Origin of the sequence: Aliikangiella marina (genome assembly GCF_007004765.1) — a bacterium.
Classification (GTDB): domain Bacteria; phylum Pseudomonadota; class Gammaproteobacteria; order Enterobacterales; family Kangiellaceae; genus Aliikangiella; species Aliikangiella marina.
Genome location: NZ_VIKR01000004.1, coordinates 466128 through 486934, shown reverse-complemented (window position 1 = coordinate 486934; position 20807 = coordinate 466128). Strand labels below are relative to the sequence as shown.

Below are 20807 nucleotides of genomic sequence, written 5' to 3'. Positions count from 1 at the left end.
AGTTTGATTACTATATAAACCTCCGATTAGAAAAAATAGGATTGAAACTGTCAAAAATTGACCTTTTCGGTCATACTGGCAGTTATTGTCCGCTTAAAAAGTTCATTAAAGTTCGCTCGCTATGCCGCTTGAAGGTAAAAAACACTCAATACTCAGCTTGTTACCGCTGCTTAAAGTTGCAGAAAAGTTCGGCCTTCAGCCCGAAATTCTATTGGCCGAAACGGGTTTGAATATCGATGCGATGAACGGTGCCGCCGTTATCGAGCAGAGTTTTGAACTTGAAATTATTGGCCAAGTGTTAAAGGCGGCCAATGATCCTTTATTGGGGTTGAAGGTTGGCGCAGACTTAAGTTTTACGTCTTATGCAACCTATGCCATTTTATTGATGACAGCGCCATCGCTCATTCAATCAATCAAAGCAGCCGGAGAGTTTCAATCGCTATCGCTGTTATTTAGCCATCTTTCTATTCATCGTGAAGCGCAGTGGGTAGAACTTCGTTTCACTTTACCTGATGTGGATGAGCGATATAAAACCTTTATAGCGGATAGAGATCTGATTGGTAGTTTCGCTTTTATGAGAGAGTTTTTAGATAACAAAAACTTAAGTCAAATTAAAGTGGGAACTGCGAGACCAAAACCGCATCGAAAAAATTTCCACCAGTATACCGAATTACTTCCTATTTTGCCGAAATGGAACCAACCCTACAACTGGTTTAGAATTCCTAACTCGATGCTGCGACTTGAGCAAAAGCACGGCAACTTACTCGCGCATAAACTTTATCGATTACAAGCTCAGGAACTGATGAGGAAGTTTTATCCTCAGGCAGATGATAGGGTTGCCCAGGTCAAACAATTACTGGAGGGCTATGATAACGGTTTTCCGACGGTACCAGAAGTCGCAAAGATGTTTGGTGTGAGTGAAAGAACCTTTCGCAGGCAATTGAGTGACTCTGGAACCAGTTATCGCCTGCTGCTTGATAGCCAGAAAAAAGCACGAGCGCTCGATATGTTATCGAGGAAAACGGTGACAGTGGCAGAAATGGCGGAATCTTTAGATTTTGCTGAATCGGCGAGTTTTTTACGCGCTTTTAAACGATGGACCGGTACAACCCCAAAACAATACTTAATAAGCACCCAAATAAGTTAATGACTGGCATTAAATATCGACTAATTATAATGTTCAATGTTGTGGTTTTTTTAGGAGCATCAATGGCAGCAGAAGATCGCTTTAGTCAGGTTCAATTACTGGCCCAAAACCTGGTTAAAAATGGTGATATAAAGGGCATTCAAGCTGCTTTCATAAAGGGTGGTGAAATAACCTATCAATTTAGTTATGAGCATTCAATAGCCAACGCGACGCCGCTAGATAACGACACTAAACTCCGTGTCGCCTCTATTTCTAAATTAGTTGTCGCGCTTACCGTCTTAATGGCGGTTGACGAAAAGCGGCTTAAACTTGATCAAGATGTTTCAACGTATTTACAGTCGAGTTTTCGAAACCCTCATTTTAGCGACCAAAAAATTACGCTAAGGCATTTACTTTCGCATACCTCCAGTATTCGAGATGGTACTTATTATTGGGCGGGACCAGGTGATTCGATAACTGACTTTTTTGATTCAAACGGTAAGCATTTCAACGGAGGAGAACATTTTAGTTCAACCCATGAACCCGGTGCTTATTTTCAATATAGTAATTTAGCTTTTGGTGTGATTGCTTCGATACTAGAGTCGGTATATCAACAAAGATTTGATGAGATTGTTACTCGAAAATTGTTAAAGCCGATGGGGTTGAGTGCTCGATTTTCAGCTTGTAATATCCTTAAAGAAACTCGCAATCTTGGGGCGCTTTATCGTAAGCAAGATGCAGATGGCAAATGGCGTCCGAATGCATCTTGGCGCGAGCAGGTGGATGGGCATCATGTTCAGTGCTTTTATGGTGCAAACAAGTTATCAAGCGATTCGGGTGTCGCTCAAATAGAGCAATCCTTTGAGTCATTGAAAGCTTATTTACCGGGCAATAATGGGACACTTTTTTCACCGCAAGGTGGCCTCAGGGCGTCTGCTTCCGATATTGCTAAAATTCTTATAATGATCGATCGCAATGGGCGATACGGAGACCGCCAAATATTATCAAAAGTGGCAATTGCTGAATTGTTTAAAGTGCAATGGCAGTTTAACGAACCATTGAAGAATGGTAATACAGGTGGAGAAACTGCTACCAAATATGAATCTGACGGGTTAATGACCCAGTTCGGCTTGTCACTGCATCAGATAGATGGGGTTGATTGGGGGCTGTCTAAGGCGAGTAAAAAGCTTTTTGGTCATCTTGGTTTTGCTTATGGTTTGCTTGGACAAGCATGGCTTGACGAAGCGGGAAATGGTATGGTCCTATTGGTCACCGGCACCGCAGATGATCCGGCTAAAGCACCATCGATTTCACCATTGTATCAAGTTGAAGAGTCGTTGCTCAGCGCGTGGCTGGAATCAATCGAATAAATCCAATAAAACTTTTCAGCATCGGACATTCAATAAATCCGAAAAAAATGTTTAAACTCAAACAGGCAGTTAAACTTAAGAAGACAGTTAAATTCAAGACAGATAAAAAAACAACAGACCAATTAGCAGCTATTTAAGGAATAATTATGTCAGTTAGCCAACTACTCGATAGTCACTATTCAGTACGAGCTTTTCGCAAGGAATCAGTCGACGATAAACTGATTCAATCGATCTTTACCAGTGCGCAACAATCACCGTCAAATTGTAATACACAGCCTTGGCAAACTTATGTCGCGTCAGGAAAAACAAAAGATAAGCTCGCTCAAGCATTGGTTGAATTAATAATGAGTGGTGCCCAACCTAACCCCGAATTTAACTGGCATGTGGCGTATCAAGGTGTTCATCGCGAACGCCAATTTGGTTCGGCTAATGCGCTTTATAGTTCAATGGGAATTGCGAGGGAAGACAAACAAGCGAGGCAAATGGCTATGTTGAGAAATTGGCAATTTTTCGATGCGCCTCATGTTGTATTTTTTGCGATGGAGAAGTATCTGGATATTATGGGGTCTGTGGATGTTGGGATCTATGCGCAAACAGTTGCCTTGTTGATGGCGGACAACAATATTGATTACTGTTTTCAAGGCGCGCTAGGAATGTACCCTGATCCCGTTAAAAATATACTTGGGATCCCCGATGAAGTTGGAATCTTGTTTGGTATGTCCTTTGGGTATGCTGATGATAGTGCTGCCGCCAATAACACGAGAACCGTCAGAGAAAACCTCGAAAGTTCAGTATACTTTTTTAATTAAGTATTCAAAAACGATTCTCAGCCTGGATTATTCGATACCCAAACTGAGAATCGCTCACTTTTTCACTGGAAAATTAAAGATCAGATAGTGAAAACCGATAAATTGTCTAGAATTAAATAATAAATTTATAAAAATAGGCAATTTATGACTCCCAGTAGTTCGAGCTCGAATAGCTCATTGCAGCGAAAGCTGATTATCTATATCACCGGTGCATTGATGGTTTTGCTTGCCGTATCAGGCATGTTTATCACTGCGCAAATTGCAGAGTTGACTCGAGATAAAACCGAAGCGCAAGTTGCTGAGTTGATTAAGATTAAAGCCGAAGAGGTTAAAGGTTTCTTTGTTGAAAGAGCGCGAGTTCCCGAAACTTTTTTTAGCGATCCTCGATTAAAGCAATGGTTAACGGATTATCGTCAACGCGGTAAGGATTTATCGCAAGATAACTACTATCAAGATCTGAATAAATCGTTCAATGCTGTGGTCGCTGCAGACCCAACAATAAAATCGATATTTATCGGCTCTGCCAATACCTATGAGTATTTTTATGAGCAAGGCCGAGTCGGTGTTGATAGCAGTGGGCCTGATGCAGGAAATCCGAGCAAAGGATATTTTACCAATAAACGCCCTTGGTGGCAGGAAGCACTCAACCAGAACAAGTTATATTTAACCACTCCCCAAGTGGATGCGACCGACAAAACAGTGTCCTCTGTGTTACAAATGACTGTCTACAACCAGTCAGGAGCATTGATTGGTGTTGCCGGGGTTGATATCTTAATCACAACGGTGAGTAACTTAATTGATCAAATCCGTTATCAACAAAAAGGCAAAGCGTTTTTAGTCAATAACGATGGACGCGTCGTTTATTTTCCTACCGATGGCACTGAGTTGGAGCTGAACCAACCGATTGCAGAATTCGATCGGGTTTTTAGTGAGAGTGAGGGTTTTGCTGAACTGTCGACAGCAATAATTAATGAAAGTTATGCCGAAGCAAATTATGTTGATTGGAAAGGTGAACGCTACCAGGTTTTTCTCGTACCGGTTACTTCTGAGAAACCTTATATAGATTGGACACTAGGCTTCTTAGTTCCTGTTGAGCTGATAGATGAACCGATTCAGCAAGCTACTTATTATTCGATAGTCAATATCATTATTATTTTGATGTTACTTGCTGGTGTGATTTATTTGATTTCATCAAAAATGATCAGCCCCTTAAAACAAATTGCAACAACGATGGCCGAGATTGCTCATGGCGATGGTGACTTAACTAGAAGACTTGATGTGATTTCAAATGATGAAGTGGGCGAAATGGCCACCCAATACAACCGTTTTGTTGAAAAAATTCAAGTGATTATCAATAACGCTCGAGATTCGTCAGAAAAAGTAAGCGAAACTGCCGATCGAGTCTCTGAAACTGCGAGTAAGCTCAATCAAGAAGTGCTTCAAGAGCAGGGACAGATGGACAATGTTTCGGGCGCCGTCAATGAAATGATGACAGTCAGTGGAAATATCAAAGATTTAGCGCAAACAGCAGACGCTGTTGCTGAGCAAGTGAGTAGTTCTGTCGATGTCGTTGCGCAAAACACAAATAAAACCCAAGACGCAATTCATGAGGTTTCGCAATCAATCACTTCGGCTAATCAAGCGGCCGAAAGCTTGAGCGCCAATGTTGAACAAATTGGCAGTGTTTTAGATGTGATTAAAAATATTGCTGAGCAAACAAATTTACTTGCATTAAATGCGGCTATTGAAGCCGCTCGCGCAGGTGATCAGGGACGAGGATTTGCTGTGGTCGCCGATGAAGTCCGTTCGCTAGCCACGCGAACTCAAGAGTCGACAGAAGATATTCAAAATACTGTTGAGAAGTTACAGTCTAGCTCTCAACAAATGAAAAGCTCGATGGCACGCAGTAGTGAAGTGACTGAAAAAGGCGTTGAGCAAGTTGAACTAGTGCTAGCCGCAGTATCACAAATTGTGTCTTCTATTGGACAATTGAAGCAAGTCAATGGAGAAGTGTCTGAGTCGACCTTAAGTCAAGAACAGATAGCCCAGTCCATTGAAGAGAACTTGCGATCAATTCACCGACTGACCGAAATGATGGTGGAACATTCCGGTTTAATGGATAGTGATTCTAATGTCCTTAATGATATTTCTACTGAGCTGCAAGATACCGTTAATCAATTCAGAGTTTAAAAACGCTATTGATATTCTAAAACGGGTTCGCACGGAAAGCGTTTACGTGAGGTTTAACCAACTCAAGGTCTAGCAGTTAGGCTAGGCCTTGAATGCTGAACCCGAACTACTAGACATGAATTACTAAACCTAAACGACTGGACCTAAACGACTGCAACTTAACCCCACACTTGGATCAAAAGTCTGATAGCTCGATGGGTAAAAAACGTGTTTTTAAGCGACCATTTTTTTCGCAGCCGCGAAACAATCTTTTCTCCAACTACAGTTTGTTTGGTCACATTCACCGGAACATGCGGTCGCAAAACAATCAAAATTTCCTTCCTCTAACTGGATTGCTTGAACCAGCTTCATTTTGGTTAACTTACCAGTTTTTATTCCGTAAGTTTTAGCAATTGCTCTTATCTCTTGCATGTTCATATCAATTACCTCTTTCATTTTTATGCTCACGTTAATTGATTGGATATTAGAAAAACTATTCTAAACTTCGCAAAATTCTTGCCAGCTATAATCCGAGCTATGCGGTACTATACCAACAAAAAATGACGTGATTTTTAATCATCCGCACCATCAAGGTGCAGGCGCTTAACAAGGTTGCACCGCGAGAGGTGTAAGCGAGCTCATTATATTGTAGGGTTGCTGAATAAGGGGGGGATTAGGCAGACTATCTTGCAGCGTTGGATTTGTTCGGTATCTCGGCAAAAACAGTTTATGATCATCAAGTCGATTGCTAAAATAAACCGCTGAGATAGTACAAGTGTACGGTAGTCGACTCAGCCTTTCGGATACTACAGTTGATAAACATTGGATCGCATAGTCAATAAATGGAAAAAGCTCGCAACAAACTGAAAATATTATTGATGCAGATCCGTAAAGATAGGCAGGTAGCAGCAGAAGAACTTACAAGCTTTGCGCGTCATGCCAATTTAGACGATGCTCAGTTTGATATTTTAAATGTTTTTAAAACACCTTATTTCGACCACTCTATTTTAAAAGGGTACGACGCATTGTGGGTTGGCGGTGCGAGTGAGGCGAATGTGCTTTATCCTCAGAAGTATCCATTTATTGAGTCAGCGAAAAAGCTATTAAGTCGGTGTTGTGATATCGATTTCCCTGTGTTTGCATCTTGTTTTGGTTTTCAACTCGCTGTTCTAGCGCTGGGTGGTGAGGTTGTTGACTCGTTCGATGATGATTTTGAAATGGGTACGATACCCATAAACATAGCAGTACAAGGCAAAAAGGATTTACTGATGAGAGATATCGAGAATCCCTTTCTAGCAGTTTCTGTACACAAACAAAAAGTATTAAAATTACCAGAAAATTGTGAGTTGCTCGCCGAAACAAATGTTTGCGTACATGCATTTAAAGTTAAGGGTAAACCTTTTTGGGCATTTCAGTTTCACCCAGAAGTTGACCGAGACATTTTAGTCGAACGGCTTACTATCTATAAACAAAAGTATACTCAAAATGACGCACAACTTGATCAAGTTCTGGCTCATGCTGTGGAGACTCCCGACGCCAATGCATTGATGAATAAGTTTGTCGACCGAGTACTTCTCGGCCGGGGTTAGTATGTATTAAAAAGCGATCGAATGAGGATAAACTCGATAGAATCAAAACCAATCTTCTTGCATTTCTAGGCAAGTTGAATCTAAGGATTCTAGCAAATCACAATTAGCATAGATTTGCGGCAACTCATAGCGAATAAAAAACTTGCCTGCTTGAAGCTTGCCAAGATAATAATGAATTTGATCTGCCGACAAAGCCTCTCTTGCCTTCAACTTTTCATTCGCGACCGCCATTTGTCTTAACCATATCCACGCTACCAGCGTATGACCAAAAATATCAAGATATAAAGTCGCATTGGCTAACCCTGAGTCAACTTTACCTTTGGCAAGAGCGGCCATTAAATGGCTGGTCACTTGGTTGAGTCGGTTCACTGCATTGACCAGTTTCGTAGAACCATCACTGAGTTCACTGTCATTCGCAAATTGCGAGCTAGTTTCTAATATTTTAGAGATAAGTAACTGATAGTTTTCCAAATTACCCATAGGTACCTTACGGCCCAATAAATCAAGTCCCTGTATTCCCTCAGTGCCCTCATGAATCGGATTGAGGCGGTTATCTCGATACATTTGCTCGACGGGATATTCTCGAATATAACCGGACCCACCTAGCACTTGAATCGCTAATTCATTAGCGCGAAGCGCATATTTAGATGGCCAACTCTTTACCATTGGTGTGATTAAATCCAAAATTTTAAAGGCTTGTTGTCGCTGCTCATCGGACTCAGCGGTTTTGCTGTCCTCCATCAGTGAACTAGCATACAGACATAAAGCAAGCGCGCCTTCACTATAGGCTTTTTGGGCGAGAAGCATTCTTTTAACATCTGCATGCTTAATAATATTAACCTGAGGAGATTCAGGATCTTTATTTGACGGGTGGCGCCCTTGAGGTCGTCCTTTTGCGTACTCTAATGAATATTGAAATCCCTGATATCCCAAACAGGACGCGCCTAACGCGACACCGATACGTGCTTCGTTCATCATTTGGAACATATAAAACAAACCCTTATTAGCTTCTCCAACAAGAAAAGCGTGCGCACCTTGCTCCTCACCAAAATTTAGCACTGTTGAAGTTGTATTTCTGTAGCCCATCTTATGCAGTAATCCGGCCAGCTTAACATCATTTCTTGCGCCAAGTTGGCCGTTCTCGCCGACTAAATATTTGGGACAAATAAATAGGGAAATTCCCTTAGTTCCGGCCGGTGCACCTTCGATTCTTGCCAGTACCATATGGATAATATTTTCAGTGAGATTTTGATCACCGCCTGAAATATACATTTTTGTTCCAAAAAGACGATAACTACCGTCTGCTTGTGGGAGCGCTTTGGTTTTGATATCGGCGAGAGCAGAGCCTTGGTTCGGTTCAGTCAAAGCCATCGTGCCTGCAAATTGACCGGATTGCATATAGGGTAAGTAGGTTTCTTTTTGCGCGTCGCTGGCAAACTCATTGATAAGGTTGGCGGCACCAATGGTAAGAAAAGGGTAACCCGATGTGGCCACATTTGCAGCATTAAAATAGGCCATAGCAGCGCGCAAAATGACTTCCGGTAGCTGCATTCCTCCTTTCTCAAACTCATAATGGGCAGCCAAAAAGCCCGCCTCTGCAAAGGCATCCCATGCTTGTTTAGTTTCTGCGATAATTGTTACCGTTTCACCGTCAAATGTGGGCTCTTGAGAATCGCCTTTTGCATTGTGATTGGCAAAATATTTTTCAGCGATTTGTCGTGCAGTTTCTAAAGTCGCATTGAAGGTCTCTTTGGAGTGCTCATGGTAACGCGGGCGTTGCAACAAGTTTTCGGTGTCGAGAAAATCATAGAGTAAAAATTCGATTTCTTGTTCATTGAGTACTGGCAAGTTCATTGGTTTAGTCTCTAGATTGAGTGATTGCTGTTGGTACGCTTATGACAAAACGCTAAAAGTTATAACGAAAAATAGGCTAGAAGAATAACTAATTCATTTAATCAAAGCCAGCGAGGAACTTGTTGGCAGTAGGTCTCGTAAGTTTTTCCCCACTTTTGCCTAAGATAGTTTTCCTCAATATCCACTTGGCTGAAAATGGCGACCACACCAAGGAGTAGGCACACTGCTGAAAATACGCTGGGCAAAGCCAAGAAAAATCCGAGTTGTCCGGCCATCACACCAAGAAAAACCGGGTTTCGTGTGCGGGAAAAGATACCTTGAGTAACTAGGCTATCTGACCCTTGTGGGTCGATCCCCAAGCGCCAATGATGTCCCATTGACTGATGACTATACAACACAAAGCCAAACCCGAATGTCATCAAGCCAGCGCCGAGCAAGTTAATGGGTAATATATTTAAATAAGAGCAAATCATAAGGTAAGCATCTGTGTCGGGATAAAACACCCGCACCACGCAAACGCCCCAAATTAAGATCCGAAAAACTCGAAAAGTGAGATGACCCCAAAAATGGCGAGTCCCCGTTTTCCCAATAAAGGTGAGGGGGCCTTTATGCTGGCTGAGGAGTAGTCGAAGACTATAAAATATCGCAATACAGGTGAAGAACACGCCAAGGTATATGCGCAAAATATAGTCAAAAGGAATATCCATATGAATGCTTTTTGAATTTTTTATTGATAATACCAACAATACAGACTGATTGAAAATCAGTAAGTGGCTTGCACTCAATGAGACTGGCGCGATTCAAGCTGCAGTAAGCTCTAAAACCCAAGTGGACGGCATACAAGTCGTTCGCATAGTAATAGTCGGTGACTGTCTATTCAAAACTGTCGTCTTTAAAAATACGGTGTGTAAAAAATACAGCCAGTAAAATTTGTCTTGGGTAAAAAGTGTAATAGCCTGTAAAAAGCTGCGAAGCTTTGTTTTTAGTCAGTATTTATTCAGTTTAATTTGTTAGTATCGTTGCTAGTCAAAAAATTTGGTTGGAGAATTTTATGAGATTTGCTCAATTAGTGATAAGTGTCAGTTTGCTTGCGATGAGTTCGCTCGGCGCACTGGCAGCTGAGTCCATACAGCCTCATATCTCAGTTCAAGGGATTGCTGAAAAGTCGGTTGAACCGGACGAGTTGGTGTGGCGTATTTCAATACGTAATCAAGCATTAGAAACAGAACAAGTCGCCAAAGACCATACTAGGTTGATTGACGGGGTTGTTGGTTATCTGACAAAAAATGGTATCAAGTCAAAAGACATTCAAACTAATCGAATGCAATTGACTGAAAACAAAGAGTATCGTCAAAAGCGCTGGATTAAAGATGGTTTTTTTGCCTCTAGCCAACTAACCTTCAAATTGACCGATCTGGATAAGTATTTTCGATTGTGGCAAGGGTTGGCAAAATATTCAGAAGTGAGTATGAATGGTTTTACTTATCAGTACTCCAAGGCCAAGCAACTTGAATCCGAATTACGAAAGAGTGCCCTACTTTCTGCGAAAAACAAGGCGACTCAAATGGCTGATGTTTTGGGGATGGCGATCGGTAAACCATTAAGTATTAATGAGACCAGTTCAGACTATCATCCTGCTCCAATTGCTGCTCGGGCAAGAATGTCGAGCATGGATGCGGAATTTGCTCCCGCCGCAAACATCGCCGCAGGAACCATAAAAATTAGTAAGCAGGTTTATGTCCAATTTGAGTTAGTTGAAAAGTAATTCGGTTGCAAACTGTTAATTGCATTCAAATGATACCCGTGTTCATTATCGGTAAACGAAAAATCGAAAGCCAAATTGGCTCTCGATTTTTTTGTTTAGGCGGCAGCCTTTGGAGCAGGTAAATCAAACCATAACGCAACGAGGTTTTCGTCTTGCGCGGTTATCGCGATGGATTCTTCGTAAACACCGATGCCGTCGCCAGCACTAATTGCAGAAGCTGTGCTGGTAGCTGAGCCTTCAATCACATGCAAATAACCTGGTCGCTCCGTTGCGTCGAGTTGGTAAGTTTCCCCTGGCTCAAGCGAAAGGCGAAAGATGCTTGCATCTTGATGAATTGATAAAGCTCCGTCTTTTCCGTCTGGCGTTACCAGGGGCGTTAACACCGAAGTTTGTTCAATTGCCTTTTGCTCGTAGCTGGGCTCAATACCTTGCTCATTGGGAATGATCCAAATCTGAAGAAATTTAAGCTCTTCAGTTTTTGAATGGTTAAATTCTGAATGTGTGATACCTTTACCCGCACTCATTCTTTGCACGTCTCCAGCAGGCACAACAAAGCTGTTGCCCATGCTGTCTTTATGCTCAATAGCACCTTTAGTCACATAAGAGATTATTTCCATATCTCGGTGACCATGGGTGCCAAAACCAGCGCCTGCTGCAACGGTATCATCGTTGATGACTCGCAAAGCCGAGAATCCCATATGTTTCGGATCATAGTAATGACCAAATGAAAATGTATGCTTGCTATCAAGCCAACCAAAGTTTGCGCCACCACGTTCTGCTGCTTTTCTAAGATAAATCATTCTTTACTCCTCCGTGTTGGTTACGATGGAATCAGTTTAATTTGAACGTTGCAAAGGAAAAACAGTCAAATAATCAATATATAGTTTCAATTATTCGAACAATAGGTTTAATTATTGGGTTTTGTTGATTTATTTTGCCGACACCTTTGAGAACAATACTTTACGGAGTCCCAATCTTTTTGCCATTTTTTGCGCCATTTAAAGGGGCGGGAACACACTAAGCAAATTTTCTCCGGCAAATTAACTTTCTTGTGCGCCATTTCAACTCTCTTCTGCAGGTATTGAAGCGGCTGTTTTTTTACGACGAGCCCGCGAGTTTTTAGGTTTGGGACGAACATGCAGTCCTAAAATCTCAGGGATGGCTTTTTGAACATCCTCTCGCTTGCGGTAAGACCACAGACGATCTCTCGCAGTCTTGGTGGCCGTATTGATCTCGATAATCGGCTCTGGATAATCTTGGCCAAGTTTAAAGCCATTAAAGATGGCTTCCATAGGTGGTTGTAGCCAGGGTTGATGAAGGTATTCGACGGGACATTTGGACAGTTCTGGAAGCCACTGACGAATAAACTTTCCTTCAGGATCTTGATCGTGTGATTGTTTAATCGGATTGTACAAACGAATTGTGTTAATTCCTGTAACAGAAGCCTGCATCTGAATTTGCGGATAATGAATGCCTGGCTCAAAGTCCAAAAAATAGTTAGCTAACGGCAGACTGGCTTGCTGCCAAGAAATATTCAAGTGGTGGGTGACAAAACTCACTAGCATCGCTCGCATTCGAAAATTAATGTATCCGGTTTGTTTAAGACAACGCATGCAAGCATCGATTAACGGAAAGCCTGTCATTCCATTTGCCCAACGTTCGAGATCTTCCGAGACTTTTTTATCTTGTCGATACGGGAATTCATTGTAGCCGGAATTGAGCGGCTGAAACTCCATTTGACATTGGCTTTCAAATTTTTGCATAAAGTGACAGTGCCAATGGAGTCTTGAATTGAAAGCGGAAATCGACCGTTTCCAACCGATATAGAAAGGATCTTCGCTGCGGTAACATTCCAGCGTTTTTTGATAGACTTGACGCACACTTAAATTGCCCCAAGTGAGGTAAGGCGACAGGCGTGAGCAATGGGTTCGAGAGAGACTTGGGCTGGAAATGCTGCCTTGGTAAGCCTTGCCACGCAGACTAAAAAAACTGTTAAGTGTTTCTCGCGCTGCATAGGGGCCGCCGCGTTGAAAATTATCATCCGCGTGCTGATAGCTTTTGGGTAATTCGGGCTGTTGATAATCCTTCAATCGCACCGGCACAAAACTCTGCCAATCCGGCTGCGCCGGATCTTCGGTCATTACCTTGTTCCAGCGAGAATCCCAGCGGTTGCGATTTTTGTTTCCACGAATGACGGCACCAGTTGGATACTCCAGCCAATTGATGCCATTACTCTTGCACCATCGGTCAACTGCTTTGTCACGAGAGAAGGTGTTGTTCAAGCCGATTTCTTGATGACTAAAGATGTTTTTTATCTGGAATTGATCACTCAGACTTTCCAATAAGTTGACGATTGGCTGTTGAAAGACATAAATTTGCGCATTAAATTTTGCCAACTGGTGATTGATATCTTCGATGGATTGATTGACGAATCGCCAATGGCGCTCATTGTAATGGGAGTCTTCCACCATCATTGGCTCAAAGCTATACAACAACAGGGTTGGATATTGATTTTCAAACGCCGATTGTAGCGGTTGATGGTCCGACAAACGTAAATCACGTTTAAACCAAACGATATTTATCGCCTGTTTGCTCATTGGCTGACTTAGTGTTCCTGAGGCATAACCGGCCAGTCCGCCGCATCAACTGAGTCGATTTGCGTGTGGTAGGTTTGACCACCCCAAGCGCTAATAAACTCGCCGTCAGGGTCGTATGTTTCTGTTTGCTTTTGAAGATTGAATTGCCGACAGCCTCTTGGATCGGCTCCAACTCCCGCAAGATATTGCCAGTTGCCCCAGTTTGAGGCGACATCGTAATCGATGAGTTGTTGCTCAAAGTAAGCGGCGCCATAGCGCCAATCGAGACCGAGTTCATGAACAAAACAACTTGCCACCAACTGACGACCGCGATTCGACATGTAGCCGGTCGCATTGAGCTGTTTCATACAGGCATTAACTATCGGGTATGGCGTAGTACCTTGACACCATTGCTGAAACCTTTCGCCATAGAAACTCGTCAGAGGCTTTTGGTTATTGATGCCTGAAAAAGCAAACAATCGGGAACCCCAGCGGCGGGCGTAAAGCGAAAAATATTCGCGCCAGAGTAGTTCAAACAAAATCCAATAAGTGGATTGGTTAGCTGAAAATTGATGCTCGTGTTTTTTTAGCGCACTAACCACTTGGCGCGGCGATATACAGCCCATTGCGAGCGAAGGCGATAATTTTGTCGAATGGGTCCACTCGTCCAATGAGTTTCTTGTCTCCTTGTATGTTTGCGGACGATCGCTGGTAAAGTAATTTCGCAAATGCTCCTGCGCGCAGCGCTCTCCGCCCTCAAACGAAGGACCCGACCCAATATCCGGCTGGCGAACAGTGCGACGCCAGTTTCTGTGGGGAAGGAAGGAGCTCGGGAACTGAGTCGGAGTGCTAATTGGCGCATCGACAGGGGTTGCTTGTTTTTCGATAAGGCGCCGGAATTTTGAAAAGGATTGGGGGAGCTCAGTGACCGTGAACGGTAACTGTGTTTCTTGAAATAAGTAATTTGGCTGTCCAGTAATGACTTCGATATCGTCAGCATAATTGGAAAGCGACTGAAAGAAAGTGGCTTGGTCAAAGTCGGAGTTGTCAGCATGATAAACCCGCCTTACGCCATTTTGGTTATACAGCCGCTGAAACAATTTTCCAGGCGGCTCGCAGTAAATATTCAGATATTGTCCGTACGCAGACAACTGCGAGTCGAGATCAATTAAAGATTCGAGTAAAAAGCTGTATCGATGTTTACCCATTGCAATACAGTTGAACCGGTTGGGGAAGAACCAAGTAGGATCAATACAAAAGACGTATCCCAACGACCTTTCGTCTTTAATAGCCTGAATTAAAGCAGGGTTGTCGGAGAGTCTCAGGTCGTTAGTGAACCAATAAATTGCGTTGCTCATGCAGATATCGAAAATAATTTTTATGATTACACTGGTTACGGGACGAAGCGGCTTCTGGTTCTGACTGAGCACGAAAGTCGTGAGAGTAACTTATACTAACGCAAGACAAACCAAGGCCAGATTTAACAAGACTCGCACAACAAAGCTAAATAAGGATAATTCAAGCTGTCGAACTGAATAATGTGGCTGATGGCAGTTTTATAACCATTAACGTTAGTGTTGCGGTGTGAGCTGAATAAAATTCGGTAAGGTTCTCATGAGAAACGTTGATAGCCTGCTAAAAAGTAAACAACGCTAAATTAACGAGCCTGATAGTCTGCAGACTCACTACACCTTAATCGAAGTCCCACTCGAGCTTCAGTATTGCGATCATTGCGAGAATAATTTCCTCAACTTCGTCGAAATTATTAATTGGTTGATCATGCATAACAAAAAGGTGGCCGACGCTCTTGTTATTTTTATCTCGCAAAGCGCAACCTGCGTAGTCCATTACGCCCATTTCAACCAGATCCGGGTCATCGGGAAAGGCTTTTTGGACGTTACTGAACAAGCAGAATTTATCTTTACTCAGTACCTCTTCACAAGGTGTTCCAATAAAGTCATATATTTGGCAATCTTTAAACTCGCCTTGATCGAATAGCGCGAGCATTTTTACTCGCGAAGAATCGTGGCCGAGGCGCTTACTAATGATCGCCCAACGAGTACCTGCAGCGAGCGCACTAGCGGCGGTGATCGCTTGGGTGTAATCGATATTCTCGTTGAGCCAGTTATTGGCTTGATTGATCCAATAAGTGACGAGATCACTATTCGGTGGAAGCGTGGGCGCTTGCAACTTTCCGGTCGAAAAATTAATCGAGGTAGGTGACATTTCTCTGGTTATCTAAACGAGTGGCTCAACAAAGAGTTAAATCGATAGCTTAAGAGTAGTTGTTTCTATTGAGTTTGCCATAAGTATTTTACTGCGTGCCCACCGCATTACTACTTTTGAGTATATTATGCCGAATATCTCAGATAACGAAAATAATAGGTAAGCCGGCTAGTGTTTGAAAAAGGTAATGATTTTTTCAATGACTTCAGGGGTACGCAAAATCCTGAAATGACCCGTACCTGATATTTCTTCCAAAGTACACACGGGCCAATGGGCGCAGACATTTCGAGAATATTCAATTGGTACTACTTTATCATCAATGTCATGAATGATTTTTGCGCTTTTAACATTGGTTTTTGGTGCATAGGCACTGACATTCGTTTGGGTTACATCAAGCTGATAGTGCGCTTCGATGGTTTTAATGAGACGCGCCTTAATCTTCTCGCTTATCCCAACTTGCTGAGCAACCGTATCAATTCGATCGACAAATTTGTCAGGCGTGGTCAACAGGAGGTATTTGTCGATTGCGATCGCGGGGTTTTGGGAAAGCGCGATAGTCGTTGCAACGCCGCCGAACGAATGGCTAATGATTTCTTTGACGCCGGTATCTTGTAACATTTTCGCGGTGAGTTCACTAAATTCAAACACGCTTGTTTCACCACTGCTACTGAATCCGTGACTTGGCGCATCGAAGGCATAAACGGTGTAGTCATTGTCTACCAGCGCATCAATGATTTCGGCAAAGTTACCAGCTTGGCCCTCCCAGCCGTGAACTAGTAGAATGGATTTTGTTCCACTTCCCCAGCGATAAGTTTTGATATCAAAATCGTTGAACTTAATCGTTTTTTCTTTCGCTTGTTGGATCACTTCAGTTTCATGTTCGCGAAGCTTTTTGACCTTTGGATTATTGATAGTGTGGATGGCTTTTTTTACCACCCAGCCCGGGGCAATAATCGATAGAATCTTGATAATAAACTGCATTGATATTCCTAAATAATGATACTCGCAGGGAAAAGCGAAGAGTGTAATACTCTGTGATTACGCCAAAAGTCGGCCGTTAGAGCACTTGGCTCGAGGACGCTTCTAGTTTACTCAATATTTGAGCTGAGTGCAGTGGTACAGAGATCTTTGAGTGCCTCGATGCTCGACATTCTAGTGTAATTAGGCCTCAAAATGAATGCGATGCGTCGGTGCGGGCTAGGCTCATTGAGATGAACAGCTGACAGTTCTTTGTTTTGAGCGATGAGCTGCCCAAGCGCCATCTCAGGGACTAGCGTTGTACCTAAATTGCCTAAGACCATCTGTATCAAGGTAGTGAGGCTTGTGGCACTGACCGCGTGGGAGTTTTCTGCGGGTGGTAGCTTGCAGACATCGAGTATGTGGTCTTTTAAACAGTGGCCCTCGCTCAATAAAATCAAGTCTTGCTCAATTAACTCGTCGCTTGTGATCTCATTACGTTCTTCAGTCACATCACTTTTCAAAGCCGCCCAGTAAAAATCCTCTTGCCAAAATTCAAAACTGAGTAAGCCTTCAAGTGGAAATGGCAAGGCCAAAATAGCGGTATCGATTTCACCCAATCTCACTTTTTCAACCAATTCATGTGATTGCGCTTCAATAATATTAAGTTGAGCGTTCGGATATTTGCGTTGAAGGTTAGGCAATAATTTGGGCAGTAAATAAGGGGCGATTGTTGGAATAACGCCGAGTGAAACTGGAAATGATAGCGGGGCTTGGTATTCAGCGGTTAAGTGCTGAAGCTCGTCTACTTGTAGCTTGATTTCTCTTGCCTTAGTCAACACTTCCTGGCCAATAGGCGTTACGAGTACTTTCTTATTGTCCCGCTCAAAAATGTGCAACCCAAGCTGTTTTTCAAGTTCATTAAGCGCTGTGCTTAGCGCTGAAGGACTGACATTGCATAGCTCTGCCGCCTTTTTAAAGTGTAATGTTTGTTCCACGGCGAGTGCGTAACGCAATTGTTTTAGAGAAATCATGGGGTACTCAGTATTAAAGTGGTTATCCTTATGTTCTAAATTATAGAATATAATCTTAACTATATTCAAATTTACTGATTGTCGTCTCGCGTTTAGTATGACTCCTGAAGATTGTTAACCCTTATCCAAAACCTAACAGGAGGCCAATGTGGCACTGATTAATACTAAGATTAAACCCTTTACTGCGTCAGCATTTAAGAACGGTGATTTTACCGAAGTTACCGATAAAGATATCCAAGGTAAATGGGCTGTATTCTTTTTCTATCCAGCGGACTTCACTTTTGTTTGCCCAACCGAATTGGGAGACCTTGCTGATAAGTATGAAGAATTTCAAAAACGTGGTGTAGAAATTTATTCAGTATCGACAGATACCCATTTCACGCACAAAGCGTGGCACGACTCTTCTGACACGATTGGCAAAATCCAATACACCATGATTGGTGACCCAACAGGAGAGATCACCCGCAATTTTGAGGTGATGCGTGAGGGCCAAGGGCTTGCCGATCGGGGCACCTTCGTTGTTGACCCTGAGGGTGTCATTCAGGCGATGGAAATAACCGCCGAGGGCATTGGTCGTGATGCGGAAGATCTATTGCGCAAAGTCAAAGCTGCTCAATATGTCGCCAATAACCCCGGTGAAGTGTGTCCGGCAGCGTGGAAAGAGGGCGAAGAAACGCTCGCGCCATCGCTCGACTTAGTCGGCAAAATTTAAAATTTGCCGGAATTAACCAGAGCAAGCGTAAGAATCTGGTTGGTTTGCGGTAGGTAAAGTCAAATCCGCAAATTCGACTAGTACACCCCAGGGCCAGTGAAAGCTGGCCCGTTTTTTAAAGATTAAGCAAGGCGAATAACCATGTTAACTCAAGATATTTTAGATACCCTTAAAAGCTACACTGCTAACATGCAAAAGACGGTCAATTTCGTCTTGCAAGTTGGTGAACATGAAAAAAAAGCAGCGTTAAAATCTTTCCTTAAAGATATCACAAGCGTCAGCGAAAAAATTACATTCGAAGAAAGAGATTACGCACCGCATTTGCGCAGTCCAATTTCGTTTCTCATTGAAGCTGACGGTCAAGACAGTGGGATTCGATTTTCAGGAATACCCTCTGGTCATGAATTTAATTCATTGATTCTTGCTATTCTTCAGGCTTCTGGTACTGCACTTAAGCTTGATAAGAGTTTGCAAAATCTCATTCAAAATATTTCAACACCACTGAAATTTGAAGTATTTATCAGCTTAAGTTGCCACAACTGTCCTGATGTTGTTCAAGCGCTCAACCAGTTTGCGCTACTCAACCCCAATATCAATAGCGAGATGATCGATGGTGGCTTGTTTCAAGAGGTCATTGAAGAAAGAGATATTCAGGGGGTACCAAGTGTCTATTTGAATGGAGCGCTTTTTGCCAACGGTAAGGTCACAGCAGCAGAACTAATTGAAAAGTTAATGCAAATTGAACCGCCTGCAGAAAATTCCCCTCAGGACTCTCAATTACCTTTACAAGATGTCACTGTTATTGGTGGCGGTCCAGCAGGTGTAAGCGCGGCAATTTATAGCGCTCGTAAAGGCTTAAAAGTAACCCTGATTGCAGATCGTTTAGGCGGTCAAGTTAAGGACACTATGGGGATCGAAAACCTCATATCGGTGCCAAAAACAACTGGCCCCGAGCTGACCGGTGCGATGCAAGCTCATTTAAATGAGTATGACATTACCGTCAAAGAGCATCTGCGTGTCAGCAATATTCAGCAAGATGATATTAAAACTATCGAGCTTACCTCGGGAGAAAAAATTTTTAGTAAGACCGTCGTTATTGCTACCGGGGCAAAGTGGAGAGAACTCGGCGTACCGGGCGAGAAAGAAAATATTGGAAACGGGGTAGCGTATTGCCCGCACTGTGATGGACCTTTTTTCAAAAACAAAGATGTTGCCGTTATTGGTGGAGGTAACTCTGGAATTGAAGCTGCGCTTGACCTCGCTGGAATCGTGAAGTCTGTAACGGTCTTTGAATATTTGTCAGAGCTTAAAGCAGACAAGGTGCTTGTTGAACAAGCTGAAGCTAAAGCCAATATCAGTATTCTAAAGAATGTTGCGACAAAAGAAATTAAAGCAACAAACGGAAAAGTATCTTCGATTGTTTATCAAGATCGTCAAACCGAAGAGGTCATTGATTTAGCTTTAGATGGTGTATTTGTACAGATTGGTTTAGTCCCAAATAGTACGTTCTTAAATGGCGTTGTTGATACAACACGTTTTGGCGAAGTGGTGATTAACGAAAAATGTGAAACCTCAGCAAAGGGCATATATGCCTGTGGAGATGTGACTACAGTACCATACAAACAAATTGTCGTATCAATGGGAGAGGGCGCTAAAGCATCGCTCGCAGCATTTGAATATTTGCTTGCCAATAGCGAAAGTTTAGAGGCGAGTTATTCTCAAAACAAAACTGAAGAAACTGAAACTAAAAAAGTCGCTTAAGCAAATAAGTGAATGCAACTAATTAATGAGAAGAGGAGATGATTATGTCAGCGATCGATATTGGAATTAGCACTGAAAACCGTGAGCGTGTCGCAACCAATTTAAAGAAGCTGCTTGCAGATACTTACACGTTATATCTACAAACACACAACTTTCATTGGAATGTTACTGGTCGGCAGTTTAGAGAATTACATCTCATGTTTGAAGAGCACTATACCGAATTAGCGACTGCTGTCGACGAAATTGCTGAACGCATAAGAACTTTGGGAGTGGCCGCGCCAGGAACTTACAAGGCGTTTGCCGCGCTTAGTTCAATCGAAGAAGTCGATGGCGTTCCTGAAGCGAAAAAAATGATTGAGATTCTCACTCAATCACATGAAGCGGTTGTTCGAACTTCACGCCAAGCATTAAAAGTCGCTCAGGACGCCGATGATGAATCTTCTGCCGCATTAATATCTGACAGAATGAGAATACATGAAAAGACAGCTTGGATGTTGCGAGCTTTACTAGACTAAACTTTACGAAAAAGCTGCCGAGGAGCAGCTTTATTTTTGATAACGCTTTTAACCGTCAGATATTTCACAACAATATTTTTGAGTGTGCAATTCACTAAAATAGGCATATTAAATCGAGTGTATTGTTAAATATTATCGATATCTCAAAAACAAAGTTTAATCGCGAGCTAGTATTAAATTATTGAATGGGCTCGATAGTATTTTTCAAATATCTACCGACGTTTTTGGAGAGTAGAGTAATTTGAAGATGTAGTAAGTGCATCAACTGGAGAAAGTTGTTTGTTAATTAACATATGAAACTATCGCCAAAGCTTTATTCTGTGAAGTCGAAAAAAGAAAATAAA

The 20807-nt window shown here is 42.5% G+C and carries 19 protein-coding genes; 9 read left to right on the top strand and 10 right to left on the bottom strand.

The annotated features are described in order from the left end of the window. The first annotated feature begins 121 nt into the window (after window positions 1-121). From FLL45_RS16955 to FLL45_RS16940, 4 genes are all read left to right on the top strand, one after another. Window positions 122-1147, top strand: coding sequence for a helix-turn-helix domain-containing protein (locus FLL45_RS16955; RefSeq protein ID WP_142943272.1), 1026 nt, complete (start codon window positions 122-124; stop codon window positions 1145-1147). Between the two features lie 62 nt (window positions 1148-1209). Next, window positions 1210-2496, top strand: a complete 1287-nt coding sequence (locus FLL45_RS16950) for a serine hydrolase domain-containing protein (RefSeq protein WP_185964516.1) — start codon at window positions 1210-1212, stop codon at window positions 2494-2496. Between the two features lie 146 nt (window positions 2497-2642). After that, window positions 2643-3305: a nitroreductase gene (locus FLL45_RS16945; protein ID WP_142943270.1), complete on the top strand. Its 663-nt coding sequence runs from the start codon at window positions 2643-2645 to the stop codon at window positions 3303-3305. A 144-nt stretch (window positions 3306-3449) separates the two neighbouring features. Next, window positions 3450-5495, top strand: a complete 2046-nt coding sequence (locus tag FLL45_RS16940; protein WP_142943269.1) for a methyl-accepting chemotaxis protein — start codon at window positions 3450-3452, stop codon at window positions 5493-5495. A gap of 213 nt (window positions 5496-5708) precedes the next feature. On the opposite strand, the gene FLL45_RS16935 is transcribed toward FLL45_RS16940, so the two are convergent. Next, on the bottom strand, window positions 5709-5930 hold the full coding sequence (locus tag FLL45_RS16935) for a Rho termination factor N-terminal domain-containing protein (protein ID WP_210247222.1): 222 nt from the start codon (window positions 5928-5930) through the stop codon (window positions 5709-5711). Window positions 5931-6316: 386 nt separating this feature from the next. Between FLL45_RS16935 and FLL45_RS16930 the strand changes: the two genes are divergently transcribed. Beyond that, on the top strand, window positions 6317-7063 hold the full coding sequence (locus FLL45_RS16930) for a type 1 glutamine amidotransferase (RefSeq protein WP_142943268.1): 747 nt from the start codon (window positions 6317-6319) through the stop codon (window positions 7061-7063). A gap of 42 nt (window positions 7064-7105) precedes the next feature. Here the strand turns inward: FLL45_RS16930 and FLL45_RS16925 are convergent, their stop codons facing one another. Together FLL45_RS16925 and FLL45_RS16920 are read right to left on the bottom strand one after the other, a co-directional pair. Next, complete coding sequence (locus tag FLL45_RS16925; RefSeq protein WP_142943267.1) at window positions 7106-8917, bottom strand: acyl-CoA dehydrogenase; 1812 nt, start codon at window positions 8915-8917, stop codon at window positions 7106-7108. Between the two features lie 101 nt (window positions 8918-9018). Beyond that, a complete protein-coding gene (locus tag FLL45_RS16920; RefSeq protein WP_142943266.1) occupies window positions 9019-9624 on the bottom strand; it encodes a methyltransferase family protein in 606 nt (201 codons plus the stop codon). A 344-nt stretch (window positions 9625-9968) separates the two neighbouring features. On the opposite strand from FLL45_RS16920, the gene FLL45_RS16915 reads away from it, so the two are divergent. After that, a complete protein-coding gene (locus tag FLL45_RS16915; RefSeq protein ID WP_142943265.1) occupies window positions 9969-10682 on the top strand; it encodes an SIMPL domain-containing protein in 714 nt (237 codons plus the stop codon). 95 nt (window positions 10683-10777) lie between these two features. On the opposite strand, the gene FLL45_RS16910 is transcribed toward FLL45_RS16915, so the two are convergent. From FLL45_RS16910 to FLL45_RS16880, 7 genes are all read right to left on the bottom strand, one after another. Continuing rightward, the gene (locus tag FLL45_RS16910; RefSeq protein WP_142943264.1) at window positions 10778-11482 is read right to left on the bottom strand and encodes a pirin family protein; all 705 of its coding nucleotides are present in this window, start codon (window positions 11480-11482) and stop codon (window positions 10778-10780) included. A 107-nt stretch (window positions 11483-11589) separates the two neighbouring features. After that, the gene (locus FLL45_RS16905; RefSeq protein WP_142943263.1) at window positions 11590-11742 is read right to left on the bottom strand and encodes a DUF2256 domain-containing protein; all 153 of its coding nucleotides are present in this window, start codon (window positions 11740-11742) and stop codon (window positions 11590-11592) included. A gap of 1 nt (window position 11743) precedes the next feature. Further along, on the bottom strand, window positions 11744-13279 hold the full coding sequence (locus FLL45_RS16900; protein ID WP_142943262.1) for a cryptochrome/deoxyribodipyrimidine photo-lyase family protein: 1536 nt from the start codon (window positions 13277-13279) through the stop codon (window positions 11744-11746). Window positions 13280-13287: 8 nt separating this feature from the next. Next, window positions 13288-14616 carry a DASH family cryptochrome gene (locus FLL45_RS16895; protein WP_142943261.1) on the bottom strand — a complete coding sequence of 443 codons (1329 nt, stop codon included), beginning with the start codon at window positions 14614-14616 and terminating at the stop codon, window positions 13288-13290. Window positions 14617-14950: 334 nt separating this feature from the next. After that, window positions 14951-15484 (bottom strand): hypothetical protein, encoded by a 534-nt coding sequence (locus FLL45_RS16890; RefSeq protein WP_142943260.1) that lies wholly within the window; start codon window positions 15482-15484, stop codon window positions 14951-14953. Window positions 15485-15652: 168 nt separating this feature from the next. Next, window positions 15653-16465: an alpha/beta fold hydrolase gene (locus FLL45_RS16885; protein WP_142943259.1), complete on the bottom strand. Its 813-nt coding sequence runs from the start codon at window positions 16463-16465 to the stop codon at window positions 15653-15655. A 107-nt stretch (window positions 16466-16572) separates the two neighbouring features. Next, a complete protein-coding gene (locus FLL45_RS16880) occupies window positions 16573-17475 on the bottom strand; it encodes a hydrogen peroxide-inducible genes activator (protein ID WP_142943258.1) in 903 nt (300 codons plus the stop codon). 154 nt (window positions 17476-17629) lie between these two features. On the opposite strand from FLL45_RS16880, the gene ahpC reads away from it, so the two are divergent. The 3 genes from ahpC to FLL45_RS16865 all read left to right on the top strand — a co-directional run bounded on the left by ahpC (window position 17630) and on the right by FLL45_RS16865 (window position 20463). Then, a complete protein-coding gene (gene ahpC / locus FLL45_RS16875; RefSeq protein ID WP_185964526.1) occupies window positions 17630-18187 on the top strand; it encodes an alkyl hydroperoxide reductase subunit C in 558 nt (185 codons plus the stop codon). Window positions 18188-18328: 141 nt separating this feature from the next. Then, complete coding sequence (gene ahpF / locus FLL45_RS16870; protein ID WP_142943256.1) at window positions 18329-19948, top strand: alkyl hydroperoxide reductase subunit F; 1620 nt, start codon at window positions 18329-18331, stop codon at window positions 19946-19948. 44 nt (window positions 19949-19992) lie between these two features. Further along, window positions 19993-20463: a Dps family protein gene (locus FLL45_RS16865; RefSeq protein ID WP_142943255.1), complete on the top strand. Its 471-nt coding sequence runs from the start codon at window positions 19993-19995 to the stop codon at window positions 20461-20463. The last annotated feature ends 344 nt before the right edge of the window (window positions 20464-20807 follow it).

What these genes read in the sequence shown, in the direction of transcription:
- FLL45_RS16955 (WP_142943272.1), top strand. Translation starts at nt 122, where the DNA reads ATGCCGCTTGAAGGTAAAAAACACTCAATACTCAGCTTGTTACCGCTG.
- FLL45_RS16950 (WP_185964516.1), top strand. Translation starts at nt 1,210, where the DNA reads ATGGCAGCAGAAGATCGCTTTAGTCAGGTTCAATTACTGGCCCAAAAC.
- FLL45_RS16945 (WP_142943270.1), top strand. Translation starts at nt 2,643, where the DNA reads ATGTCAGTTAGCCAACTACTCGATAGTCACTATTCAGTACGAGCTTTT.
- FLL45_RS16940 (WP_142943269.1), top strand. Translation starts at nt 3,450, where the DNA reads ATGACTCCCAGTAGTTCGAGCTCGAATAGCTCATTGCAGCGAAAGCTG.
- FLL45_RS16935 (WP_210247222.1), bottom strand. Translation starts at nt 5,930, where the DNA reads ATGAAAGAGGTAATTGATATGAACATGCAAGAGATAAGAGCAATTGCT.
- FLL45_RS16930 (WP_142943268.1), top strand. Translation starts at nt 6,317, where the DNA reads ATGGAAAAAGCTCGCAACAAACTGAAAATATTATTGATGCAGATCCGT.
- FLL45_RS16925 (WP_142943267.1), bottom strand. Translation starts at nt 8,917, where the DNA reads ATGAACTTGCCAGTACTCAATGAACAAGAAATCGAATTTTTACTCTAT.
- FLL45_RS16920 (WP_142943266.1), bottom strand. Translation starts at nt 9,624, where the DNA reads ATGGATATTCCTTTTGACTATATTTTGCGCATATACCTTGGCGTGTTC.
- FLL45_RS16915 (WP_142943265.1), top strand. Translation starts at nt 9,969, where the DNA reads ATGAGATTTGCTCAATTAGTGATAAGTGTCAGTTTGCTTGCGATGAGT.
- FLL45_RS16910 (WP_142943264.1), bottom strand. Translation starts at nt 11,482, where the DNA reads ATGATTTATCTTAGAAAAGCAGCAGAACGTGGTGGCGCAAACTTTGGT.
- FLL45_RS16905 (WP_142943263.1), bottom strand. Translation starts at nt 11,742, where the DNA reads ATGGCGCACAAGAAAGTTAATTTGCCGGAGAAAATTTGCTTAGTGTGT.
- FLL45_RS16900 (WP_142943262.1), bottom strand. Translation starts at nt 13,279, where the DNA reads ATGAGCAAACAGGCGATAAATATCGTTTGGTTTAAACGTGATTTACGT.
- FLL45_RS16895 (WP_142943261.1), bottom strand. Translation starts at nt 14,616, where the DNA reads ATGAGCAACGCAATTTATTGGTTCACTAACGACCTGAGACTCTCCGAC.
- FLL45_RS16890 (WP_142943260.1), bottom strand. Translation starts at nt 15,484, where the DNA reads ATGTCACCTACCTCGATTAATTTTTCGACCGGAAAGTTGCAAGCGCCC.
- FLL45_RS16885 (WP_142943259.1), bottom strand. Translation starts at nt 16,465, where the DNA reads ATGCAGTTTATTATCAAGATTCTATCGATTATTGCCCCGGGCTGGGTG.
- FLL45_RS16880 (WP_142943258.1), bottom strand. Translation starts at nt 17,475, where the DNA reads ATGATTTCTCTAAAACAATTGCGTTACGCACTCGCCGTGGAACAAACA.
- ahpF (WP_142943256.1), top strand. Translation starts at nt 18,329, where the DNA reads ATGTTAACTCAAGATATTTTAGATACCCTTAAAAGCTACACTGCTAAC.
- FLL45_RS16865 (WP_142943255.1), top strand. Translation starts at nt 19,993, where the DNA reads ATGTCAGCGATCGATATTGGAATTAGCACTGAAAACCGTGAGCGTGTC.